The sequence below is a fragment of the Candidatus Kuenenia stuttgartiensis genome (genome assembly GCF_900232105.1).
In the GTDB taxonomy this organism is placed as follows: Bacteria; Planctomycetota; Brocadiia; order Brocadiales; family Brocadiaceae; genus Kuenenia; species Kuenenia stuttgartiensis_A.
Window position 1 is genome coordinate 923930 of sequence record NZ_LT934425.1, and the last position, 18212, is coordinate 942141.

Sequence of the window (18212 nt, forward strand, 5' to 3'; positions counted from 1 at the left end):
CACCTCTACATTTATTACTTTATTTTTACCCTTATTTTTTCGGCAATATTATTCACACTGAATACCACAACCGCCTTTCCCTTTTTCTTTGCGGTAATGACAAAAGATGCTTGTCCATCTACATCAGTTACAGCAGTTTTGTTTGCAATTTTTGCAATTTTCTTTCCCTTTTTTATGTTTGCCTTTATCTCAAAACCCTCCGTATTGCCATTGGTTTCGCATGTTATTGTTATGAGGACTTCCCCTTCTTCTCCTTTCTTAAGCACTAATTTTTTAGGTTCTGCTTCAATAGCACTTATTGTACATTCCTGTGGTAAAGGAGTAGGCGTAACGGGTATTCCGTCGTCAGCAACAACATGCAACCGTGTTGCTGGATCCCCAAACAACACAAAAGTCTCTACCAATTCACTCCAATAACTACTCTGGGAGTAAGCATCCAGTTTTGCTTCTGTGCTGATCTCGCCTAAACCATATGAAGAACCGGTAAAGACCGATTCATAAAAAGAAAGCATAAGTAATCTGTGTCCCGATGTATAGCTCAGGGCGGTTGCCGCCCATACGGCGATTGCCCCTTTATCCTGTAATCTCTGAAATTCTTCAGCAACTGAAACCTGTGTGCTTTTCCCCGTAAAAAATCCGTTAAGGCAGTTTGCAACTGTGACAACCGGCAGTTTATACCAATTATCCAGCAACGCAATGTCATCTGTGGTATAAATAGACGTGCTTGCATTCAGTCCCCACATATTTACAGCCCCGTGTCCAGTGTAATTCACCATAAAACAACCGTTATTTATATTCTGGGTTATATTAAATGCCACATCATCGTTTGCAGTATAATCGCCTACATAAACCCTTTTTGCGGTATAGTTATCAGGTAATAGTTCAATGATTTCTTCCGAAAGACTTTCAAAAGAAGATTGATCGTCATCCGCTACGAGTAAGACGTTTTTTGCCCAATCTTCCTCGGACGGATGCTGATCATAGAATATTACCTTATTAATAATGTCTTCCGCCTGTTCGATTGTTTGCGCACAGAGCCGTCCGATATGCATGTCAGGGAGGATATCATTGCCACTTACAAGTACAAACCAGTTATCCGAAGGCGTCTCTCCCAATTCGTCAGTTTCTATAATCTGGGAAGGGACGTAATTTATCGTGCCTGATGCTAAGTTATCGTTGTAATCCTGATACGCGTCTCCTATTAATACAACGTATGCAGGGGCGGGTTCCTGCCAATTGTTATACGTGTAAGACAGGAAATCCCGTATTGCCTGCGGGGAAAAAATACCGTCATTAAATTCATCATAAATATCGCCAACCTTCACCGTAACCACCCTTAAACCATCATCGATGCGATGGCTGGCCAATGCAAGCGCATTATCATAAAAATCTTCATGCGTGATAATAATATAGTCCGCTCCCTTATCGGATGATTTCCATGATGATGTTTCATCCTTTTCAATTGCAAAGGGAGTTTTATATTGCGCTAATGTCAATGCCAGAAATCTTGTATCAGATTGGGCAACCCCTTCGAATTGTAATGTATATCTTTTGTTGTCGTTTACAATATTTGTGTTAATTACGCGCACAACTGCGTTGTGGTCTGTAATGTCAAATGCCTCCATATCACTGCCGGTGAAGGAGGATACTTCAAATTGATAGACGCCTTCAGAAGGCGCACGGAAAAATAGCTCATCATTTTCTGCAACATACGTATCAAGGTAGTCTATCTCTGCCCAGTTGATCAGCAATTGATCAACCGAAGCCCCTGTATCACCCACGGTTTCTACCGTAATGGTATTTTTCCCATTGTTTAAATACTCATGGGATACGGTTGCTTCATGATTGAAGACTATTCGTCCATCCCAGTATTGATCGTCTATCTCTTTGTCATTTATATATATCTTTGTATGGTGATCCGGGTCACTCTTGCTGACGTCTGTATATCCCTTTAATTGCACCCGTATAGCAGCGGTCTCTGGACCCGAAAGGATATTTTTTATATTCAGGGTAAGCTCTTTTGTTTGCGGTGCAGTCAGTTTGCCGCCCCAGAAATAATGATCCTGTCCTTCACCCTCCGGCATTGTTTGCCAGTAATATGTATTTTCTTCAACATGGATCGTTGCTGGAAAGTAATCAGGAACAATAGCGTTGCCCGAAGTGGCGCCGTCGTGGATATTCATACGGACGCCACTGGTAGCGCCGGCGGTTAGCCAGTAAACATTTTTATCGGTATAGATATCGGTATATTCTTCGCCATAAAAAACGATAGTATCCGAAGTATTAAATACACCATCCTCTTCACCTTCAATAAATATGGCAACGTCCTCTCCCTTATTTGTCATAGTCAAAGTGCGGGGATCTATTGCGTCCACATCAAATCCGGCATCGATAAGATCATTGTAAGTTAATGTATACATGCCTTCTTCTTTCACGGTTATTTTAAGCCTGGGGGAAACCTCAGCGCCGGAACTGTCCATTTTTCTTTGAACGGGGGTACGGTATGAATTCTCCGCAATCACAGGGCGTTTTATATTGTGGTAATTTATGATTTTCTTTTTAAGAAGATTTTCAAAAAAAGGACTTGCCATTGAAGTTTTTTTTTCAGGAGAAAGGTGACCCTCTTTCCATGAAACACGGGCGACAATCTTTCGGTAAATGCGTACCTCGCCAGTGACGGGATTGAACTGAACAGGCGTGAAATGTACTTGTGCGACCGGTTGATCGCGCAGGTATCCTTTATTGCCCATTTTTACCGGTGTGTCTGGAAAGAAGGCGTTAGAGGTATATATATGCTGATTTTCAAAGAACGTCTGCTTTATACTGCCGGAGGGGAATGTATCCTGGTTTTCCCCTTCTATCCCGGATTTAGGGGCAGGATATATATTGTATCCCTGCAAGGTTTCGTATTGTGCATCTAAAATATCAAGAGAGACGCCATGAATGACCGGCAAACCAACCATTGTTCCGCACTGTGGCAATTGTGGTTCCCCAGGCATGGCGCTTTGTATGGTGTCTTGTATACAAATACGCTGATATGTTTTTCCCTCATGTTGTAATGTTTCGGTATGAAAGCCGTCTATAGTAAATTCAAGTTCAATTGACCGGCTGTCTGATGGCAATAATGTAACAGAGGCGTTGCACAATCCTGTATACCACAGCATCAGGAAGGATAGTATGGCGACTAGAGGTGCAATGACCATGCACAGTGAATAATAAGAACGGTTGCGGCGTACGAAAAATATTTTTACTATCCATCTTCTTATCATCTTTCTCCCCCTCAAGGACTATGTACACACTTCGGCGCATACTATATCCGCCATATCTTGTAAGCGACCGGCAGTTAAGTGGTAGCATCGTGCTTTTGCGATAATATTTGATAATTCCATGAACAATCGAATCGAACTGCCTTTAAATTCGTCCAGCAATATTTTTGATTTATAACTGCCCTGGTAATTCCCCAGAAGCGCAAGAGCTGCCTGGCTAACGGGTATGGGAAGAAGTCTTGCATTGCCGTTGAACGAAGCGTGTCCTTCTGTTCCCTTGAGGACGTCTAGCACAAGTATTTTGTGCATGGCGCATATTGTCTCTATTTTAGAAAGAATTTTATTTGCCTTGTCCGCACGTAGTATGAGTGCTGGAAAACTACCATTTACATCAACGTACATATTCCGTACCCCGGCAATGTTTTCTATGAGACGCAACACTTCATCATTCATTTTATCAACGAGAATGGTTAAGTCCTGTTCGTTGTTTTTCGTAATTCCCTTCTCATTCTGCAAAAAGAAAATATACTCAACGGGCACTTTCGTGCCAGAACTGCCCGGCAGTATTTGATCAATATCCAAAAGCAGTTTATCCAGCCATTCCTCTCCGCCGATAGTATTGTCCGGAAATCCAACCAATGATAACGTATCCTTTCGAACCCGCAGGCTTCGGGGAAACGGGTACACTAAATGGTCGTGTCTCCCCAGGGCAGCCATTTCATCAGAAAGAAATTTAAACCCTCTCTTCAGAAGTGTTAGTACTAAGGTAGTCTTGCCATACCCGCCATCTGCCACGATAAGCACGCCGTGGTTATCGAAGGAAACTACACCGGCATGTATTAAAAAATGGCTTTTTATGCGGGTAATAATTGACATGAGTATGCATTCATAAGCAAATCCGTCTAATAATTTAGGATCATTAAGCGGCCATATCTCATCATTGCACATTAATACCGGCTTGCCAAAAATGTTGTCAGGATGTGTAATTAAAGAGAATTCTATCTGCGATGCAGGAAGAGAGGGAAATTCATTCTTCAGAAACCGACTATACATCTTTGTAAAAAGGTCAATAAATTCAATGGAATCAGATTTGATTGTTACCACCAAATCAAAGAAATAGAGCGTTACTTTGTTAAGAAGATACGGTTTTTGTAATAATCCCATGGGGTATTTATATATTAAAAAAAAGGTAACACTTTAGAGTTTTGAAAAACCATAAAAGCAAAATCATGCAGTTCAGCAGTCATTCAGCATACCCGCTCTTCAATTCCACCCCCTACACCCCCGCCAGCGGGGGACAGTTTATGCAACTGCTCTTGTTCTCAAACTCCGGCATGGAAACGAGCGTTTTTAATTTTTCAAAAGACGAAATTGATACAAAAATATTGTATACTCAAGATGCTCACAATTTGTGATTTGCCCCCCCGTGAGTAAGAAAGCCCCGTTCGTGAGAGCAATGCCTCTTCCAGATTTTCTAACGGGGTTTATAGACAATGTCGTACAAGTTCAACACGGACAAACAAAGTTTGTCCGTGCCACCCAGATATCAATTTAAAATTCACATTTTATGCGCTTCTTGAGTATAACCATTCATGTAACCGGCATGGGCAGTTACCAGGATGCCCTATCCACCTGCTGTGCTATCCAAGAATATTGCCGCCATTTACATAACCAGTATGGGCAGCGCCTAATTTCTCAAGCAGTTCTTCATCTGTATAAGTTTCAATCTTTGGCGGCTCATACGTCAACACGGGTCCATTTTGTACATTCATGTGCAACCTCCTTTCAAAAATGTGTCTGATGTTCATGATTTAATGGTATCTTAACTTCTACACTTCCCAGAAGAGATAGCGCTCTCTCTGGAAAAAAACTATTCCTTACAATGTTTTCCACGTTTTACTCCGACACTATTACCCGCACCTTAATTGGCCCATGCATGGTGCTCTTGCCATTTGTATCAATATCTTCCAATGTGTAAAAGTATCTGCCACTGCGATCAAGGATGTCTAAATAGCTGTAGCTTGCACCATAGACCGCATCGCCAGATGCTTCGATTAATTCATCATTAATTCTGGTGTACGGACCTCCCCTCTGCTTTGCGCGGTGAATGTTGAAGCCTGCGTTGTATATTTCAGTGACAGTTTCCCATTCCAGCATGATTTCTTCTTCAAATGCGGTAGCCGTAAAAGAGGTAAGCTCTACTGCGGTAGTTTCACAAAGAACCTCCAAATCTATCGCACTGTCATCAACTGCGGCAGTTTGTTTTTTGCCGTTTACAGATACCTGAGCATGTATATTTAAATTGTCATATGTACCTTCTGAAAGAGACACTGCAGCTTCCCATCCCTCAGCTTTTCCGCTGTTAAGTCCTATCCACGCAAAATCCGGTGGTGTGCCATCATTGTTATCATCACCATCAACAAGTTTGGTGGATTTCCCTGACTTTATAAAATTGTCATCCGGCGATGCCAACACTTTCCCAGTCACACCTAATACCAAAGCATACAGAATTTCATTTGTACAATCATAACGAAGATAAAGCTTTGCATCGATGGAAGGATTTTTCTTATCAGATCTACCCGCTCTCCACATATTGGCAAAAAAATCGCCGCTCCCATCTTCTGCCAGATTCCATTCACTTTCATCACCATCTACCGTCGCCGTGCCAAAAGCTGGCACTGGAGGACTCGCGGCAAAGGCCGATGAAATAAAACTATTATTCATTATTACACACACTATTAATGCAAATAATGTTATTCCTGCTTTAAACATGTATTGTTTCCTTATAAATAATGTTATTGGGATTAGCTCACAAAAAAGCTGTTTATTAAACTCCATGCGCTTGGCAAGGGTCTGCACGTTGTTGAAATAATCAATTGATATGCCAATATGATCTAATAATTTCAGATTTATTGTAATTAATTGCCTAACAATACTTTAGGAATAATATTTTTTTCAGATTATGGTAAACCTGTCAAACAACGAAAGGATAAACCATTGTATATTTGTTTTTTTTGCAAAATTTGCAGAAAATCAAACACAGCTCGAAAGCATTGTGATTTGAGGGATTATACAGGCAAAGAGAAAATGTGAAAAATGAAGTCACCTTTTTCATTGTATTGGGACGCAATATTTGCGTATAAATAGGGGGATTATTGGTGGAAAGGGCTTGGGTGGCGGAGGTGGTTGTTTTCTGTGACCGTTACTTTTGTGGCATTGATAAAAGGTATGTATTTTAGATGTCTCAATTAAGCATCGGAGATGATACTGTTGGTTGTATTTTTACAAAAATCTCACTTCATAAAAACTAAAAGGTCAATCCCAGGCCAAGAGATACCGCATTTTTCAATAAATCGCCGGAATCAAAAGTATTATCTCTGTTCGCATATGAATAATCAAACTCTGCAAACCACCATTTTTGAGGGCGATATTTAACATTTAAATGCACATGAAAACTGTCAACATCTTCAACCACACCCGACGTACCAGTCGATTCTGCAAATCTCATGTTCCAATAATACACATCAAGGTATCCATCAATACGGTCATGTTGGTTAATATATTTTATACCGACTTTTGTGTAAAAATAAGAATTATTATTTGCCTGCCGTTGTTCTTTCAGACTCCTCTCACCATAAATTTCAACCGATGAAACGGGATTAATGAGATAGCGATCTCCCAGCACAACATTCCATCCCTCAAAATTTTCTATGTTACTATGCTTTTTATATTTTGAAGTTCTGTAGTTCGTATTTAAATATATTTCATTTTTCTGATTAATAGTCCAGGAAATGTTTAACGGTATGTCGTTTTTATAATTATCTCTATTCTTAGAGGTCTCAGCATCATATCGTTGAATGGAGTAAACGAACCCCGAAGACACCTTAACAGGCAGTAAAGGATAATTATATTCTATGATTGCGCCCAGAGTATCAAGATTATAGTCGTCACTCTTAAATTCGTCTTTTTGATAACTCACATCCTGGTTATTATAACGTATCAGAAAATCAACGTTAGGAAAGAAATCAGGAAAATCCATTTCAAAGGAAGCAATATTTGTGGTAAGGTCTCTTTTCCCAACGAAAACATTCGGCCCCTGATCTTCAAAAGGGATGTCCAGGTCATCAATATCGCCGAAGGACCTTCTTTGAAAACCAGGAGGAATCACATGTTTTCTAAACCGGTCACTGAAAACAAACGAAAAATCATTTGCGAAATAAAATCCAAGCGAGCCTTCCCACGATTGATTCACGCGATCCCTTTCCTGTTCATGCTCGTAATCATAAATCTCTACATCATATTTGAAATGTGAAAGCAAGTAATCTGAAAAAGGTGCTGCAATCAATAATGATGGCCGATGCAAGGTATAAAGATCAGAAACCTCTTCCTCTGCCGCATCATATACATTGTCATCATATATTTCATTTACCTGATATGAGGGCTTTATACCGACAGGCCCAATATGAATATCGTTATATAACAACGAAAGCTCATCCATAATATTAAATTCTGATGCGGCAGAAAGCCCCTTCATTTCATAATTATCAACATCTATTTCCTCAGACATTCCACAAGGATATCGATATGCCGCAGAAAAAAAGACCAATAATAGTATAAACCTAAAATATTTTACGCCCAAAATATCTCCTTAGAGTATTACCTTGTAAAAACTTCTTTTTTTGTAAGTTTTTCTTCGTGCCGCACTAGTACATCGTTTCGTTAAAATGTGTACGTAAAAAAATATCATTGCGAGGAGTGGAGCGACGAAGCAATCTCTTGTTCCCAAAAGACTTAAGATTGTTTCGCTGTAGCTCGCAATGACGGTATCAATGTACACATTTTAACGAAACGATGTACTAGGTTCTTCGTGGTTAAATCCTCTACATTTTGGTCACAGCTTTGCTGCGCTATGTACAAGTATAGGAATTTCAATATTTTTAGTTAACCAACAAACAAACCCCTTAATCCCCTCCCAAGAGGGGAATTAGGCAAGTCCCCTCTTGGGAGGGGATTAAGGGGTGGGTAAGAATAAATGTCGTTGGATTTTTATATCTTTTAAAACCAAACCTAATTTATAGCTGATTTAACGAAACAGGCCTTTTAAGGGAATGCCAAATAACACGGATAATAATTAAGTCGGAAAATATTTGCAAGTATTAAATATGGGGCGGATTCTACACTCCCAAATTCGGCTTATCAACGAAAACATGGGGGCTGTCCCCATGTTTTCGAAAAATTCAGTCGTTATTTTATCTGCGCTTATCTGTACTACTATCCATCAATTTCTTGTTTTTTATGCGTGTTTTTCATGCCGCCATTTCCGTAAGTGCTTTAATATCAAGGGCTGAAGCGGTCATCAGTGAACAAGAGAACTTCTGGCCTTTCTCCGTCAAAACATAGCGGTTGGCCCTCGGAACTTTGCGGATTAGACCGTGTGCCCGCAGCATCTTTATCCGTCGGGTCGTTCGTCCGGAATATTTCTTTTGCTGATCCTTGCCGGATTGTTCGGATTCCCGGTAAAGCCACTTACGCAAATCATGGTTGCGGAATCCATTTATCGCGTTTTCGCCTTTGGACAGGAACATCAGCATCTGGTAATCATCCTGCTGCCAGGGATTCAAACCTCGATACCTCTTGCCCTCTTTGACAACCTTGTTACAAGCGCTGCTCACCACTTCTTTCAGTTTCTCCTCTACCTGAGCCGCCGCCAAAGCATCCCCATAACGATCATTGCATTGTTGGCTCACCTCACACCGTCGATGAAGATCGCTTACGCCCTTACGCATCTTCTGCCATGACGCCGGTTTGCCTTCATCATCATTGGGACTCCGAAAGACCTTAAAGTCCCGCGTATTATTGATCGTTGTCTCAATACGCAAGAGACTACCGCTCTTGTTATACATCTTCACTGAATTATAATTCACACTGTGCTTGACCCGTATACCTTCATAGCGTCTTCGATAGTCGCTGATAACCTCATCAGGGGCAGCGCCTGCAAGGTTACGCCTACCCAAATACTTCATCACCGAAGAACTGTCGCAAACCCGCATCGCATGATGAACAAACGATGGAAACAACTCCTCCAATGCCTCAACCGATTTAAACATGATGTCCGTCGCCCACTCCGTCTCATCCGCAGACCAGTAATACTCCGGTTCCAACGGACGAAGAATCTGCGACAATGCCGGGCAACTGCCCAACGCAAGCCCGTTCAGCAGCTTCGCCCAGTCAGTCTTAAGCTGCTCATGGAGCAGAACCTGCGCAGCCGCAATATCCTCTATACGCACAAAACAGTTGCCGTCCTTAACATAATCAATACCTTGCTTCTGAAGTTGCCGCTCCAGCCAATGACGACCATTGAGACAAATGAAAATATTAAACGGCGCCCAACTCTGGATACGAACATGACCAAAACCAAACACTGGATCGTTAAAATAATGATACACAAAGACACACTTGCGGGGCGCCATTACCAACTCGAGCTTCTTGCTGGCCTTGTTGCCCTTGACCATCGGCGCAATACAAGGCTCTACCACACTCAACAGGCAGATGGAACCTTCCGTAATCCTCTTATCCGCCGCGATCTGGCGAGCCAACTTCTCCTTATCAACACCGCTGCTCATCAAATACCGCACCTCGATACCCAAATCTTTCGCCCGCGATTCACAACTGTCTCGCACCTGTGCCGTAAGCCCATTGACCCAACCGGAAAAATCCTTAAGCAGAATTCTCGCTTGGTTCATGAATGTTCCCATCCCACGCTCACTGGCCAACCACCGCAATGTCCCGCGAAAACGAATCCTGTCCAGACCGCTTATTGCACCCACGATCCTGTCTCGATATAATTCCATCAACTTATTCATAAGTAGTGTCCTCCAAATTGTCTGATTACTATTTACGAGGATACTACTATACTTTATAATAAACTAAAAATCACCTTTTTGGTTGCGGCCAAAGGCCGCGCTAGGTTTATCTGCGTCCTATTTCATAATTTAAATCATAAATAATTAGCCAGAAATCGCTATCTATTGCCACAACGATAAGATGCAACCTCTTGTTATACATGCATCAGGTATATTCTATATTCAAGGTCTGGCCACAAGTTCCTTAATCAGGCATTATCCCATTCATAGTTACGAATGCCAGCCTGTCTCAGTATTTCTTTCACTAAACCTATATGTATATCTCCACTACCATGAGGATTGGGGATACGGATTTTTTTCTGACCTTTTTTCATGAATTGATGCTTGCCTCCTGAAAAAAGGTCCCGAATATCCAAGTGCCCTAAATTTCCTAATTAACTCTTTCCTTGAAACGCCAGATAGCATACTTACGTGGTTACTATTTCCTTTATATTTATATCAATATTATTGACCACTGGAACAGCATCTCCGTCTTTTAATTTGAGAATGAGCCACTCTTCTAAAACTTCTATAAGCTCCTTCCTACACTCTTCAACTGATGTACTATTAGCCCAAACTCCTTCAAATCCTGGAATTTCAGCATACCAACTATCATCGTCTAACCTTTTATATTCAGCTTTTTCTAATGCCACTTGAATATATTTAAATAACATTATTTTAACTCCTCACCATGATGCCGAAATATTTGTTGAATTCAAAACCTTTCACATTTTATTAAATAACAACTGATTCTTAACAAAATCAACTGACAAAACCAATTCAACCAATTAAAACAGTTTCACGGCCTACGACCTACGACATACGACTTACTATATAAGGGTGTACTTTCAATTTTACGTAAAATTTAATAGAAAGACGTGTTCAATTGCTTATACTGTAAGTAAGTGTAAAAAGACCGGTTAGGTAAATTGAAAGGAGTCAGAAAGTGATTATACAGAAATCTATTAAACTTGCAATGGAAGTATTTGAACAAAAAATGGAAGATTTTGCTGATAAAGTAAATGTGAAGGAACTTACCGCTGATTTTGCTATGGACTTTTCTGCAGCCCTGAAAGATGCTTTTTCTGAGGCAGGCAGAAAAGCCTATCAGAGATTTATCGAATTCCATGATATTAATGAAACGACACTGGAGATCAACGGCGAGATACTCCGCCAGAAGATGGTCAGTCCCAAGATCTTTCTGACACCCTTTGGCTTGATACAAATAGCTCGCTCTCTGTATCAAGCTGATGCCGGAGGAAAGTCTTATTGTCCTCTGGATAATTTTTGGGGCATGAAGGATGAATTTGCCACCGAAGAGGTACGTCAGGCCGTTGCATTTTCCATGGCTCATCTGACCGCAGATGAGACACAGCAACTGTTTGAAAAATGCGCATGGTTTCACCCATCGGCGACGGCAATCAAGAATATTACCGACAACATCGGTGACATTGTGGAAACACATGCTGATACAATTATGCAGGCCGTTCTGGACGTTCAGCAGATTCCACAAAAGACGGATGTTTTTGTTGTTAGCATGGATGGTGTTAATGTTCTTTTGCGGGAACAAGGCATCCAGCAAGGCCGCCCGGCACAACGTCCCAGCCTTAAAGCATCTTCGAGTGAAAATACCGCATATAAAAACGCCATGGTAGGGGCGATACCTGTTATGCATTGCCCTCCGGAGAAGAAGAAAGGCCTCAAAGACTGCAATCGTGTTATATTGCACGAATGCCCCAGGATGGAGCGACAGCCTTTAAACAGCAGCTTGAACAAGAAGTACTTGCAGCCCAGAAAAAACTTCCAGATAACACAACGAAGATCTTTTTGTGCGACGGCCAACGTTCGCTCTGGTCGTATGCAGAAAAGACTTCGATATACGATGACTACGAAAAACTGATAGATTTTTATCATACAACCGAACATCTCTCGAAAGCCGGCGAAGCGTTGTTTGGCAAAAGTAACGATTCGAGCAACGTCTGGTACAATAAATATCGCAAGAAGCTTCTTGAGGACAGCGACGGAGCAGAATCTGTTCTGCGTTCGATGGCCTATTATTCTAGAAATCTGCCGAAAAGTCGTCAGGAAAAATTGGCGGTAGAGATAACTTATTTTATGCGTAATCAGGATAAAATGCACTACGCTGATTTCCTTGCCCGCGACCTGCCTATTGGTAGCGGCCCCGTTGAAGCAGCTTGCAAAAGTATTGTAAAAACACGTTTGGGTCGTAGCGGTATGCGGTGGAATCGAAATGGCGGGCAACGTATTCTGCATTTGCGCTGCTTTGTTAAATCGAACAGATGGGATGCATTCTGGAAGCAATATATTCAACTCAAGCGTTCCGCATAAACTCATTATCTTACGTAAAATGAAAACTACACCCCTATATAATGTGATAAACTGCATTATATTGGATTTTCCAGGGTCGTGCCATAGTAATGGACTAAAATAACGTATTTTTACAATCTCGCTAAACATATTCTATAATCAAGATTTAACCTCAATACCCTTCAAATATTGTTATACACGTGTCAGGCATATTCCATAATCAAGGTCTGACCACACACTTTTATTTATGCAGTTGTACTTTCTTCAAACGCTAAAATATCAACTGTCATCTTTCCCCTCAAGTGGCTTTTGCTCTGTGCCAAACATTCAAGGTCCTTATAAACACCACTTGTCAGGTATTTTTCCCCACACTGCTGGCAGACACCTGCCTGAACGTCTTTAATAACTACCAGATCATCACCCCAGCGATAGTCAATTGTGACCTGCTGCTGAATTACCTTCCCTTTACAAAAATAACAGGTATCAAGCATTTTTAAACCTCCTTCCTTCGTGTTTATGATGCGGATGTGTGGATAGGTTTAATTTTTTGTGGTGACCAGTGTTGTCATAACGAAAGACAATCCTATCGGAGGAATCCATGTATTGATAAACATACATTAAACGATCTGCTGTTATCTCTACATCAACAAATTCACGCCAATGTAAAATAGAACTATCCATAAATTGAAGCTTACCTTGAATAAAACCTTCATGTGTCCCGCGTTTATCATACGTAACATTTGATAATTGGATAACAGAACATGATTCAACAACTTTTTGTATCTGAATAAAATAGCCTTCAATTCGTAAATTGGATATCCCTTATTGCTCCTGCCTTCTCCCTTAAACATTTTAATAATCTCGACTCACCAATCCATTCCACAAAATCCATAGTCATAGTCTCTTCAAATTCATCATTTTCGTAGCGAGAGATAAAATCTTGCGTTAGCATCTGATATTTTTTCTCAAATTCCTGTAGCCTTTCTTCCGTTTGCCTTATCCCTGTTTCCAGTAGGCGCAACTCATTTGCCAACGCTGCTTCCACTAATGGTTTTATTTGACGATTCCGTTTGGAAATCAATCTAATGTCAGTCATTCTAAAACTCCTTTAAGCATTGTGCGATAAATTTAATGTATATTCTTTTCTTCACTTTCGTGCTTTAATTACTTGATAATTATACCAAATTTTATGTTATTTCAATATTTCATCCTTTTTAAACCTTTTACGAACTACGAAGAGGGGCACAATGTTTTGAATATCTCTCACTAAATTGAACAATTAAGTTCTATTCCCTATATTTCATTATAATTCATAAATTTTTCAGCCGCCGAGTAGGCAAGGAGGAGTTTCACCTCCAAGCCTCTCACAGAACCGTACGTGACAGTCTCCTGTCATACGGCTCGTGTTATTCTTGATATGCTTCAACAGTATCCCATTTTCCAGTGATAAAACAACGCTGGGTTAGCTTGTCTTATCGAATTGAGCTTTGCCACTGATTTCTTGCGGTATGCGTTTACCACCTGGCTGTACTCAATCGGCACTGTTTTGCATACGTGTGTATTCATTTGTTAATCTTCCCCAAGAGGGTCTTCTCCCCCATCATAAGGTTGTTGTAGTGAATACTGCACTGAATAAACTAAGCCCTTCGCTCCTTTCCACTTTCGCGGAATATCTTCACTCGTATGGCTTAGTCCGACTTCCGTTTCACGTCTTTTCCAGACGTTACCCCGAAACGGATATCCCGTGTTCCATAATAAAGCCCAACTTTAAGTCATGTCGCCTGTATAACGGTGGGCACATAGCCAGTAAACAGGTCTCCGCTATGCTTGTTTCTGCATCCTTAGCACAATGCGATTTTGCCCGACAACTTATGCGATTTCGTTACTTCTTCAGCGATTCATTTGCATTCATCTCTTAAAGTCACACCTGATGGATTTTCTTCCACCTTTTCTCTATCCGTTCACTACAGCAGCTTTGCAGCTTTTGCAGCGTAGAGCGGTTTGGCAACCCCACCTGTATGGCGTTGCCGATACTTCGCAATGGGTAGCACTTCCATTGTTGTATCATCTTTATTACAGCATGTTAAAGAACTTCGTTATTCCTTAACTTCACGGCACAAACTAAGACACCAAGGCAAAAAGGTTTTCAAAAACTTATTATTACAACTATTTTGTGTTTCTCTTCGTGGCTTTGTGGCTTCGTGGCAATAAGGTACAAAGTATCTTAAATCTTAAATAATTGATCAGAAATCGCTATATTAACGCAAGAGAAAATATCACTATTCATTATTTAAGAAACGTATTTCTACAATCTCGCCGAGCATATTCTATAATCAAGGTCTGACCCCACCCCCCCCTTGGGTATTGCCCACCTTTTTCACTGTTTACCTGAACCCCGATTTTCGCAAAAACCGCCTTTCGGGATCCATCTCATACCCCGCTGGCGGTTCTTTTTCTTTCTCCCTGTCCCAGAAGCCTGACACTATGGTTCCATCTTCGGTCATTGGGGTATGGGTTTGCCACTCATAGGCTTCCACAGCATGATTCAGGTTTGTGCCAATAATCTCAGGTAGTACATAATCTGCAATCGGCTTTAACCGCTCCCCTGTATCTGCTTTCTTATATGCATGAAATCCCAGTAAATCCGACACAGCCACAAAATCCTCGGTCCGAAATTCGTTCAGCTTAACCCGAAACAACTCCTTGATCTTGTGAGCCAATTCAGCCCATATTTCTTTATTTGTCATAACACAACCCCCCCATATAGTATAAAATAAGGTGTACTCTCTTTTATCAAAGCATTCTATATTCAAGGTGACCCCAATTCCCCCCACTTCTCCTTCTAAGAAGGTTTCAAAAGTCTTGCATTCACCAGAGACCTTTAACCTTTAACAATCTTCCATAATGTTAGAAAAATCAATTTCATATCTGTGGAAAGGCTTCTTTCATTAACATATCTATTATACAGTTTTATCTTTAACGGAAGGACTTCTTTTATATAACCGCCTTCAGGGTCTTTGAATTTTTTCAACACACACTCCTCGTCTCTGAACTCAATAGCAGCATAATCTGTTATACCTGGCTTTACTTTCAATATATTTTTGTAATCATCTTTAAACATCTCAACATATTTTAATACCTCAGGCCTGGGTCCTACAACGCTCATATCACCCTTGAGCACATTAATAATTTGCGGAAGTTCATCAAACTTTGTTTTTCTTAGAAACCTCCCAATCTTCGTGATACGAGAGTCACCCGCAGAGGTAATCTGCGGACCGCGTTGTGATGCGTCAACAACCATTGTCCTGAATTTGTATAAACTAAATAGCTTGAAATTCTTCCCTACCCTTTTTTGTATAAAAAAGACAGGCCCGGCGCTGTCAAGTTTAATAAGGATTGCAATCAGAAGAAAAAGCGGAAGAAGGATAAGCAGTGAGAAAAAGGAGGAAATAATGTCAAACAGACGCTTCATTTTTTTATAGGTTAAAGGTGGTAGGTTTTTGGTTTTGGGTAGTAGGTTATTGGTATTTGGTAATTATAGTTCATTTGGTATTGTTTTTTATCTTCCAGGAAATTAGGGATTTTTCCAGAGATTTTAACATCCTGCTGCATTCTTCATATCGATTAATCAAATCTTTAAACTTTAGCTCTTCAATATATCCTTTTCTAAATGTCATTTTAAGATGATATTTCGTTTCTCAGGAGCATTCCCGATTTTTTGTAACCGTTTGTGTGATTGGGGCAAAACAATGCTGCAAGGGATGTGGCAAGCCTGTCCCCCGCTGGCGGGGGATTAAGGGGGTGGAATTGTCTGCGGAGGAAATCTGGGAGGTTTATAACATGAATAGCCATAAGTTTTTCTTCTCATTCCTACGTTCTGCGGGAATGCATGTCACGAAACAGGATAAAATTGTCCATTTGACCAGTCTGCGGAGCGTGGGAAAGAGGGTCAAATTTGTTTTCATAATAAAGGGGTAGTTGAATCGATGGAGAAATCCAGTCCACCCCCTGCACCCCCGCCAGCGGGGGACATAGTTTGAACAACAGGAACATTCCCGATTTTTGGTTAACTAATTGTACATTGTACATTGTAGCACAAGCATCCTGCTTGTGGCATTTTACCCTCAAGCTGGAAGCTTGAGTTACTATTCTTCCACTCCCCCCCTGCTAATTACATTTTTACAAAAAATCGGGAATGTTCCCTGAAGCATCGTTTCTCTGGTTTCTCCCAAAGCCCTGTTTCTTCCTTCAAGATACATATTCACATGCTTATTATTCCAACCTTCTGCAACATTTGCAGGAGCAGAATTAGAAGCGCGTCTTACTTGTGACCAAGTTCATACAGCTCAAACTTTGGAAGTGTAAACGTGAGATCATTCACCTCTATATGCAAATCACACATTTTTTGATATACCTCCAAATCTTCATAACTTTCAATTTTCCACCTAACACCTTTAACCCAACACCCCTCACCTAACTTCCGCCGCCCAAAACTATCTCTCTCACTGCTTCCACAACCCTGACCTGGTCTTTCTCAGTCATTTTTGTATACAGAGGCAAACTAACTGCTCTTTCATACACAGCTAAGGCATTAGGAAAATCCTGCGGTTTAAGATTATACGTATCACGCCAATAAGGATGTAAATGGAGCGGTATAAAATGAACACTACAACCAATACCCTTTTCAGCCATCAGTTCAATAAAGCGGTCGCGGGAAATAGAGACCTCTGGTTTTAAACGCACTATATACAAATGCCATGCGTGCAGGTCATACTCCTGCGCCTTGGGAGGTAAGGTAACCGGCAAATCACTAAATGCTTCATCATAATACGCTGCCATCTCAGTGCGTCGTTTTTGAAACGCCCGTGCCTTTTTCAGTTGATGAATCCCAAGACTTGCGGCAACATCGGTCATATTATATTTAAAGCCAGGGGCAACCACCTCATAATGCCAGGAAGGTTTTGTTGCAGTGTATCTATTAAACACATCACGATTAATTCCGTGCAATCGCATTACACGACACCGTTTTGCAATCTCAGCATCACGAAGTACAATCATTCCCCCCTCACCAGTTGCAATAGTCTTAGTCACATAAAAACTATACACCGTAGCATCAGTTTCAAGCGTACCAACCAATTTCCCATGATACGTAGTCGGCAATGAATGCGCAGCGTCTTCAACTATCTTCAATCCGTATTTTTTGGCAATTGCCATAATCGGATCCATATCGCAAGCCAGTCCAGCAAAATGTACCGGAATAATCGCTTTAGTACGTGGCGTAATCGCGCTCTCTATTCTTAATGGATCAATGTTAAGAGTATTTTGGTCAATATCAACAAAGACTGGATGTGCGCCTAAATAGCGAATCACCTCTGCCGTTGCCGTAAAGGTGTGTGGGGTTGTAATTACTTCATCTCCGGCACCAATTCCCAATGCCTCTAATGCTAAGTGCAACCCTGCCGTAGCAGAATTTACGGCAATTGCCTCAACCCCATCACCAATAAAAGCAGCAAAATCCTCTTCAAAGCGTTTCGTTTTAGGTCAGGTCGTGAGCCATCCGGAGCGAAGTGAGTCGACCACTTCAGCGATCTCTTCTTCACCAATATCCGGCAGGGCAAATGGTAGGAAATCATTCATATATTTTTATTTAAACAAAACTACACCTCGTAGGTGCAGGTGCGCCTTCTTAAACCTTCCAAACAATAAACAAAGGTAG

18 protein-coding genes and 3 pseudogenes are annotated in these 18212 nt (G+C 41.0%); 2 read left to right on the forward strand and 19 right to left on the reverse strand.

The window, feature by feature from the left end; genetic code table 11:
* Positions 1-14 precede the first annotated feature (14 nt).
* The 8 genes and pseudogenes from KSMBR1_RS04250 to KSMBR1_RS04285 form a co-directional block, all read right to left on the reverse strand.
* On the reverse strand, positions 15-3269 hold the full coding sequence (locus KSMBR1_RS04250; protein WP_099324216.1) for a C25 family cysteine peptidase: 3255 nt from the start codon (positions 3267-3269) through the stop codon (positions 15-17).
* A gap of 18 nt (positions 3270-3287) precedes the next feature.
* On the reverse strand, positions 3288-4430 hold the full coding sequence (locus KSMBR1_RS04255; protein WP_099324217.1) for a phosphoenolpyruvate carboxykinase (ATP): 1143 nt from the start codon (positions 4428-4430) through the stop codon (positions 3288-3290).
* A 476-nt stretch (positions 4431-4906) separates the two neighbouring features.
* Positions 4907-5038, reverse strand: a complete 132-nt coding sequence (locus KSMBR1_RS22630; RefSeq protein ID WP_261341082.1) for a hypothetical protein — start codon at positions 5036-5038, stop codon at positions 4907-4909.
* Positions 5039-5162: 124 nt separating this feature from the next.
* Positions 5163-6038 (reverse strand): hypothetical protein, encoded by an 876-nt coding sequence (locus tag KSMBR1_RS04265; RefSeq protein WP_099324219.1) that lies wholly within the window; start codon positions 6036-6038, stop codon positions 5163-5165.
* 535 nt (positions 6039-6573) lie between these two features.
* Positions 6574-7905, reverse strand: a complete 1332-nt coding sequence (locus tag KSMBR1_RS04270) for a hypothetical protein (RefSeq protein ID WP_099324220.1) — start codon at positions 7903-7905, stop codon at positions 6574-6576.
* Between the two features lie 667 nt (positions 7906-8572).
* The gene (locus KSMBR1_RS04275; protein WP_099323647.1) at positions 8573-10129 is read right to left on the reverse strand and encodes a hypothetical protein; all 1557 of its coding nucleotides are present in this window, start codon (positions 10127-10129) and stop codon (positions 8573-8575) included.
* Positions 10130-10377: 248 nt separating this feature from the next.
* Positions 10378-10594, reverse strand: a pseudogene (locus KSMBR1_RS21785) (type II toxin-antitoxin system HicA family toxin).
* Between the two features lie 2 nt (positions 10595-10596).
* Positions 10597-10842 (reverse strand): type II toxin-antitoxin system HicB family antitoxin, encoded by a 246-nt coding sequence (locus tag KSMBR1_RS04285; RefSeq protein WP_197705329.1) that lies wholly within the window; start codon positions 10840-10842, stop codon positions 10597-10599.
* Between the two features lie 272 nt (positions 10843-11114).
* On the opposite strand from KSMBR1_RS04285, the gene KSMBR1_RS04290 reads away from it, so the two are divergent.
* Both KSMBR1_RS04290 and KSMBR1_RS04295 read left to right on the forward strand, forming a co-directional pair.
* Positions 11115-12068, forward strand: a complete 954-nt coding sequence (locus KSMBR1_RS04290; RefSeq protein WP_099324222.1) for a hypothetical protein — start codon at positions 11115-11117, stop codon at positions 12066-12068.
* A gap of 47 nt (positions 12069-12115) precedes the next feature.
* Positions 12116-12517: a hypothetical protein gene (locus KSMBR1_RS04295; RefSeq protein WP_099324223.1), complete on the forward strand. Its 402-nt coding sequence runs from the start codon at positions 12116-12118 to the stop codon at positions 12515-12517.
* Positions 12518-12741: 224 nt separating this feature from the next.
* Here KSMBR1_RS04295 and KSMBR1_RS04300 read toward each other — a convergent pair whose 3' ends face one another.
* The 11 genes and pseudogenes from KSMBR1_RS04300 to KSMBR1_RS04330 form a co-directional block, all read right to left on the reverse strand.
* On the reverse strand, positions 12742-12987 hold the full coding sequence (locus tag KSMBR1_RS04300; protein ID WP_099324224.1) for a YgiT-type zinc finger protein: 246 nt from the start codon (positions 12985-12987) through the stop codon (positions 12742-12744).
* The gene (locus tag KSMBR1_RS23880; protein WP_478210070.1) at positions 12980-13315 is read right to left on the reverse strand and encodes a toxin-antitoxin system TumE family protein; all 336 of its coding nucleotides are present in this window, start codon (positions 13313-13315) and stop codon (positions 12980-12982) included. The genes KSMBR1_RS04300 and KSMBR1_RS23880 overlap by 8 nt, the downstream gene beginning before the upstream one ends.
* The gene (locus KSMBR1_RS04305; RefSeq protein ID WP_099324225.1) at positions 13296-13592 is read right to left on the reverse strand and encodes a hypothetical protein; all 297 of its coding nucleotides are present in this window, start codon (positions 13590-13592) and stop codon (positions 13296-13298) included. Before KSMBR1_RS04305 ends, KSMBR1_RS23880 begins: the two co-directional genes overlap by 20 nt.
* A gap of 326 nt (positions 13593-13918) precedes the next feature.
* The gene (locus KSMBR1_RS20770) at positions 13919-14062 is read right to left on the reverse strand and encodes a hypothetical protein (protein ID WP_157820381.1); all 144 of its coding nucleotides are present in this window, start codon (positions 14060-14062) and stop codon (positions 13919-13921) included.
* Positions 14063-14880: 818 nt separating this feature from the next.
* Positions 14881-15243 (reverse strand): hypothetical protein, encoded by a 363-nt coding sequence (locus KSMBR1_RS04310; RefSeq protein ID WP_157820382.1) that lies wholly within the window; start codon positions 15241-15243, stop codon positions 14881-14883.
* 134 nt (positions 15244-15377) lie between these two features.
* A complete protein-coding gene (locus KSMBR1_RS04315) occupies positions 15378-15968 on the reverse strand; it encodes a sugar transferase (protein WP_099324227.1) in 591 nt (196 codons plus the stop codon).
* A 70-nt stretch (positions 15969-16038) separates the two neighbouring features.
* Entirely contained in the window at positions 16039-16173 is a 135-nt protein-coding gene (locus KSMBR1_RS23135) for a four helix bundle protein (RefSeq protein WP_420886547.1), read from the reverse strand.
* A gap of 1 nt (position 16174) precedes the next feature.
* Positions 16175-16348: a hypothetical protein gene (locus KSMBR1_RS22320; protein WP_230408040.1), complete on the reverse strand. Its 174-nt coding sequence runs from the start codon at positions 16346-16348 to the stop codon at positions 16175-16177.
* Between the two features lie 18 nt (positions 16349-16366).
* Positions 16367-16585 (reverse strand): hypothetical protein, encoded by a 219-nt coding sequence (locus KSMBR1_RS04320; protein ID WP_099324228.1) that lies wholly within the window; start codon positions 16583-16585, stop codon positions 16367-16369.
* Between the two features lie 56 nt (positions 16586-16641).
* Positions 16642-16815 (reverse strand): annotated as a pseudogene (locus KSMBR1_RS23140) (hypothetical protein); the annotation flags it as partial.
* 154 nt (positions 16816-16969) lie between these two features.
* A pseudogene (locus tag KSMBR1_RS04330) lies at positions 16970-18133 on the reverse strand (DegT/DnrJ/EryC1/StrS family aminotransferase).
* Positions 18134-18212 lie beyond the last annotated feature (79 nt).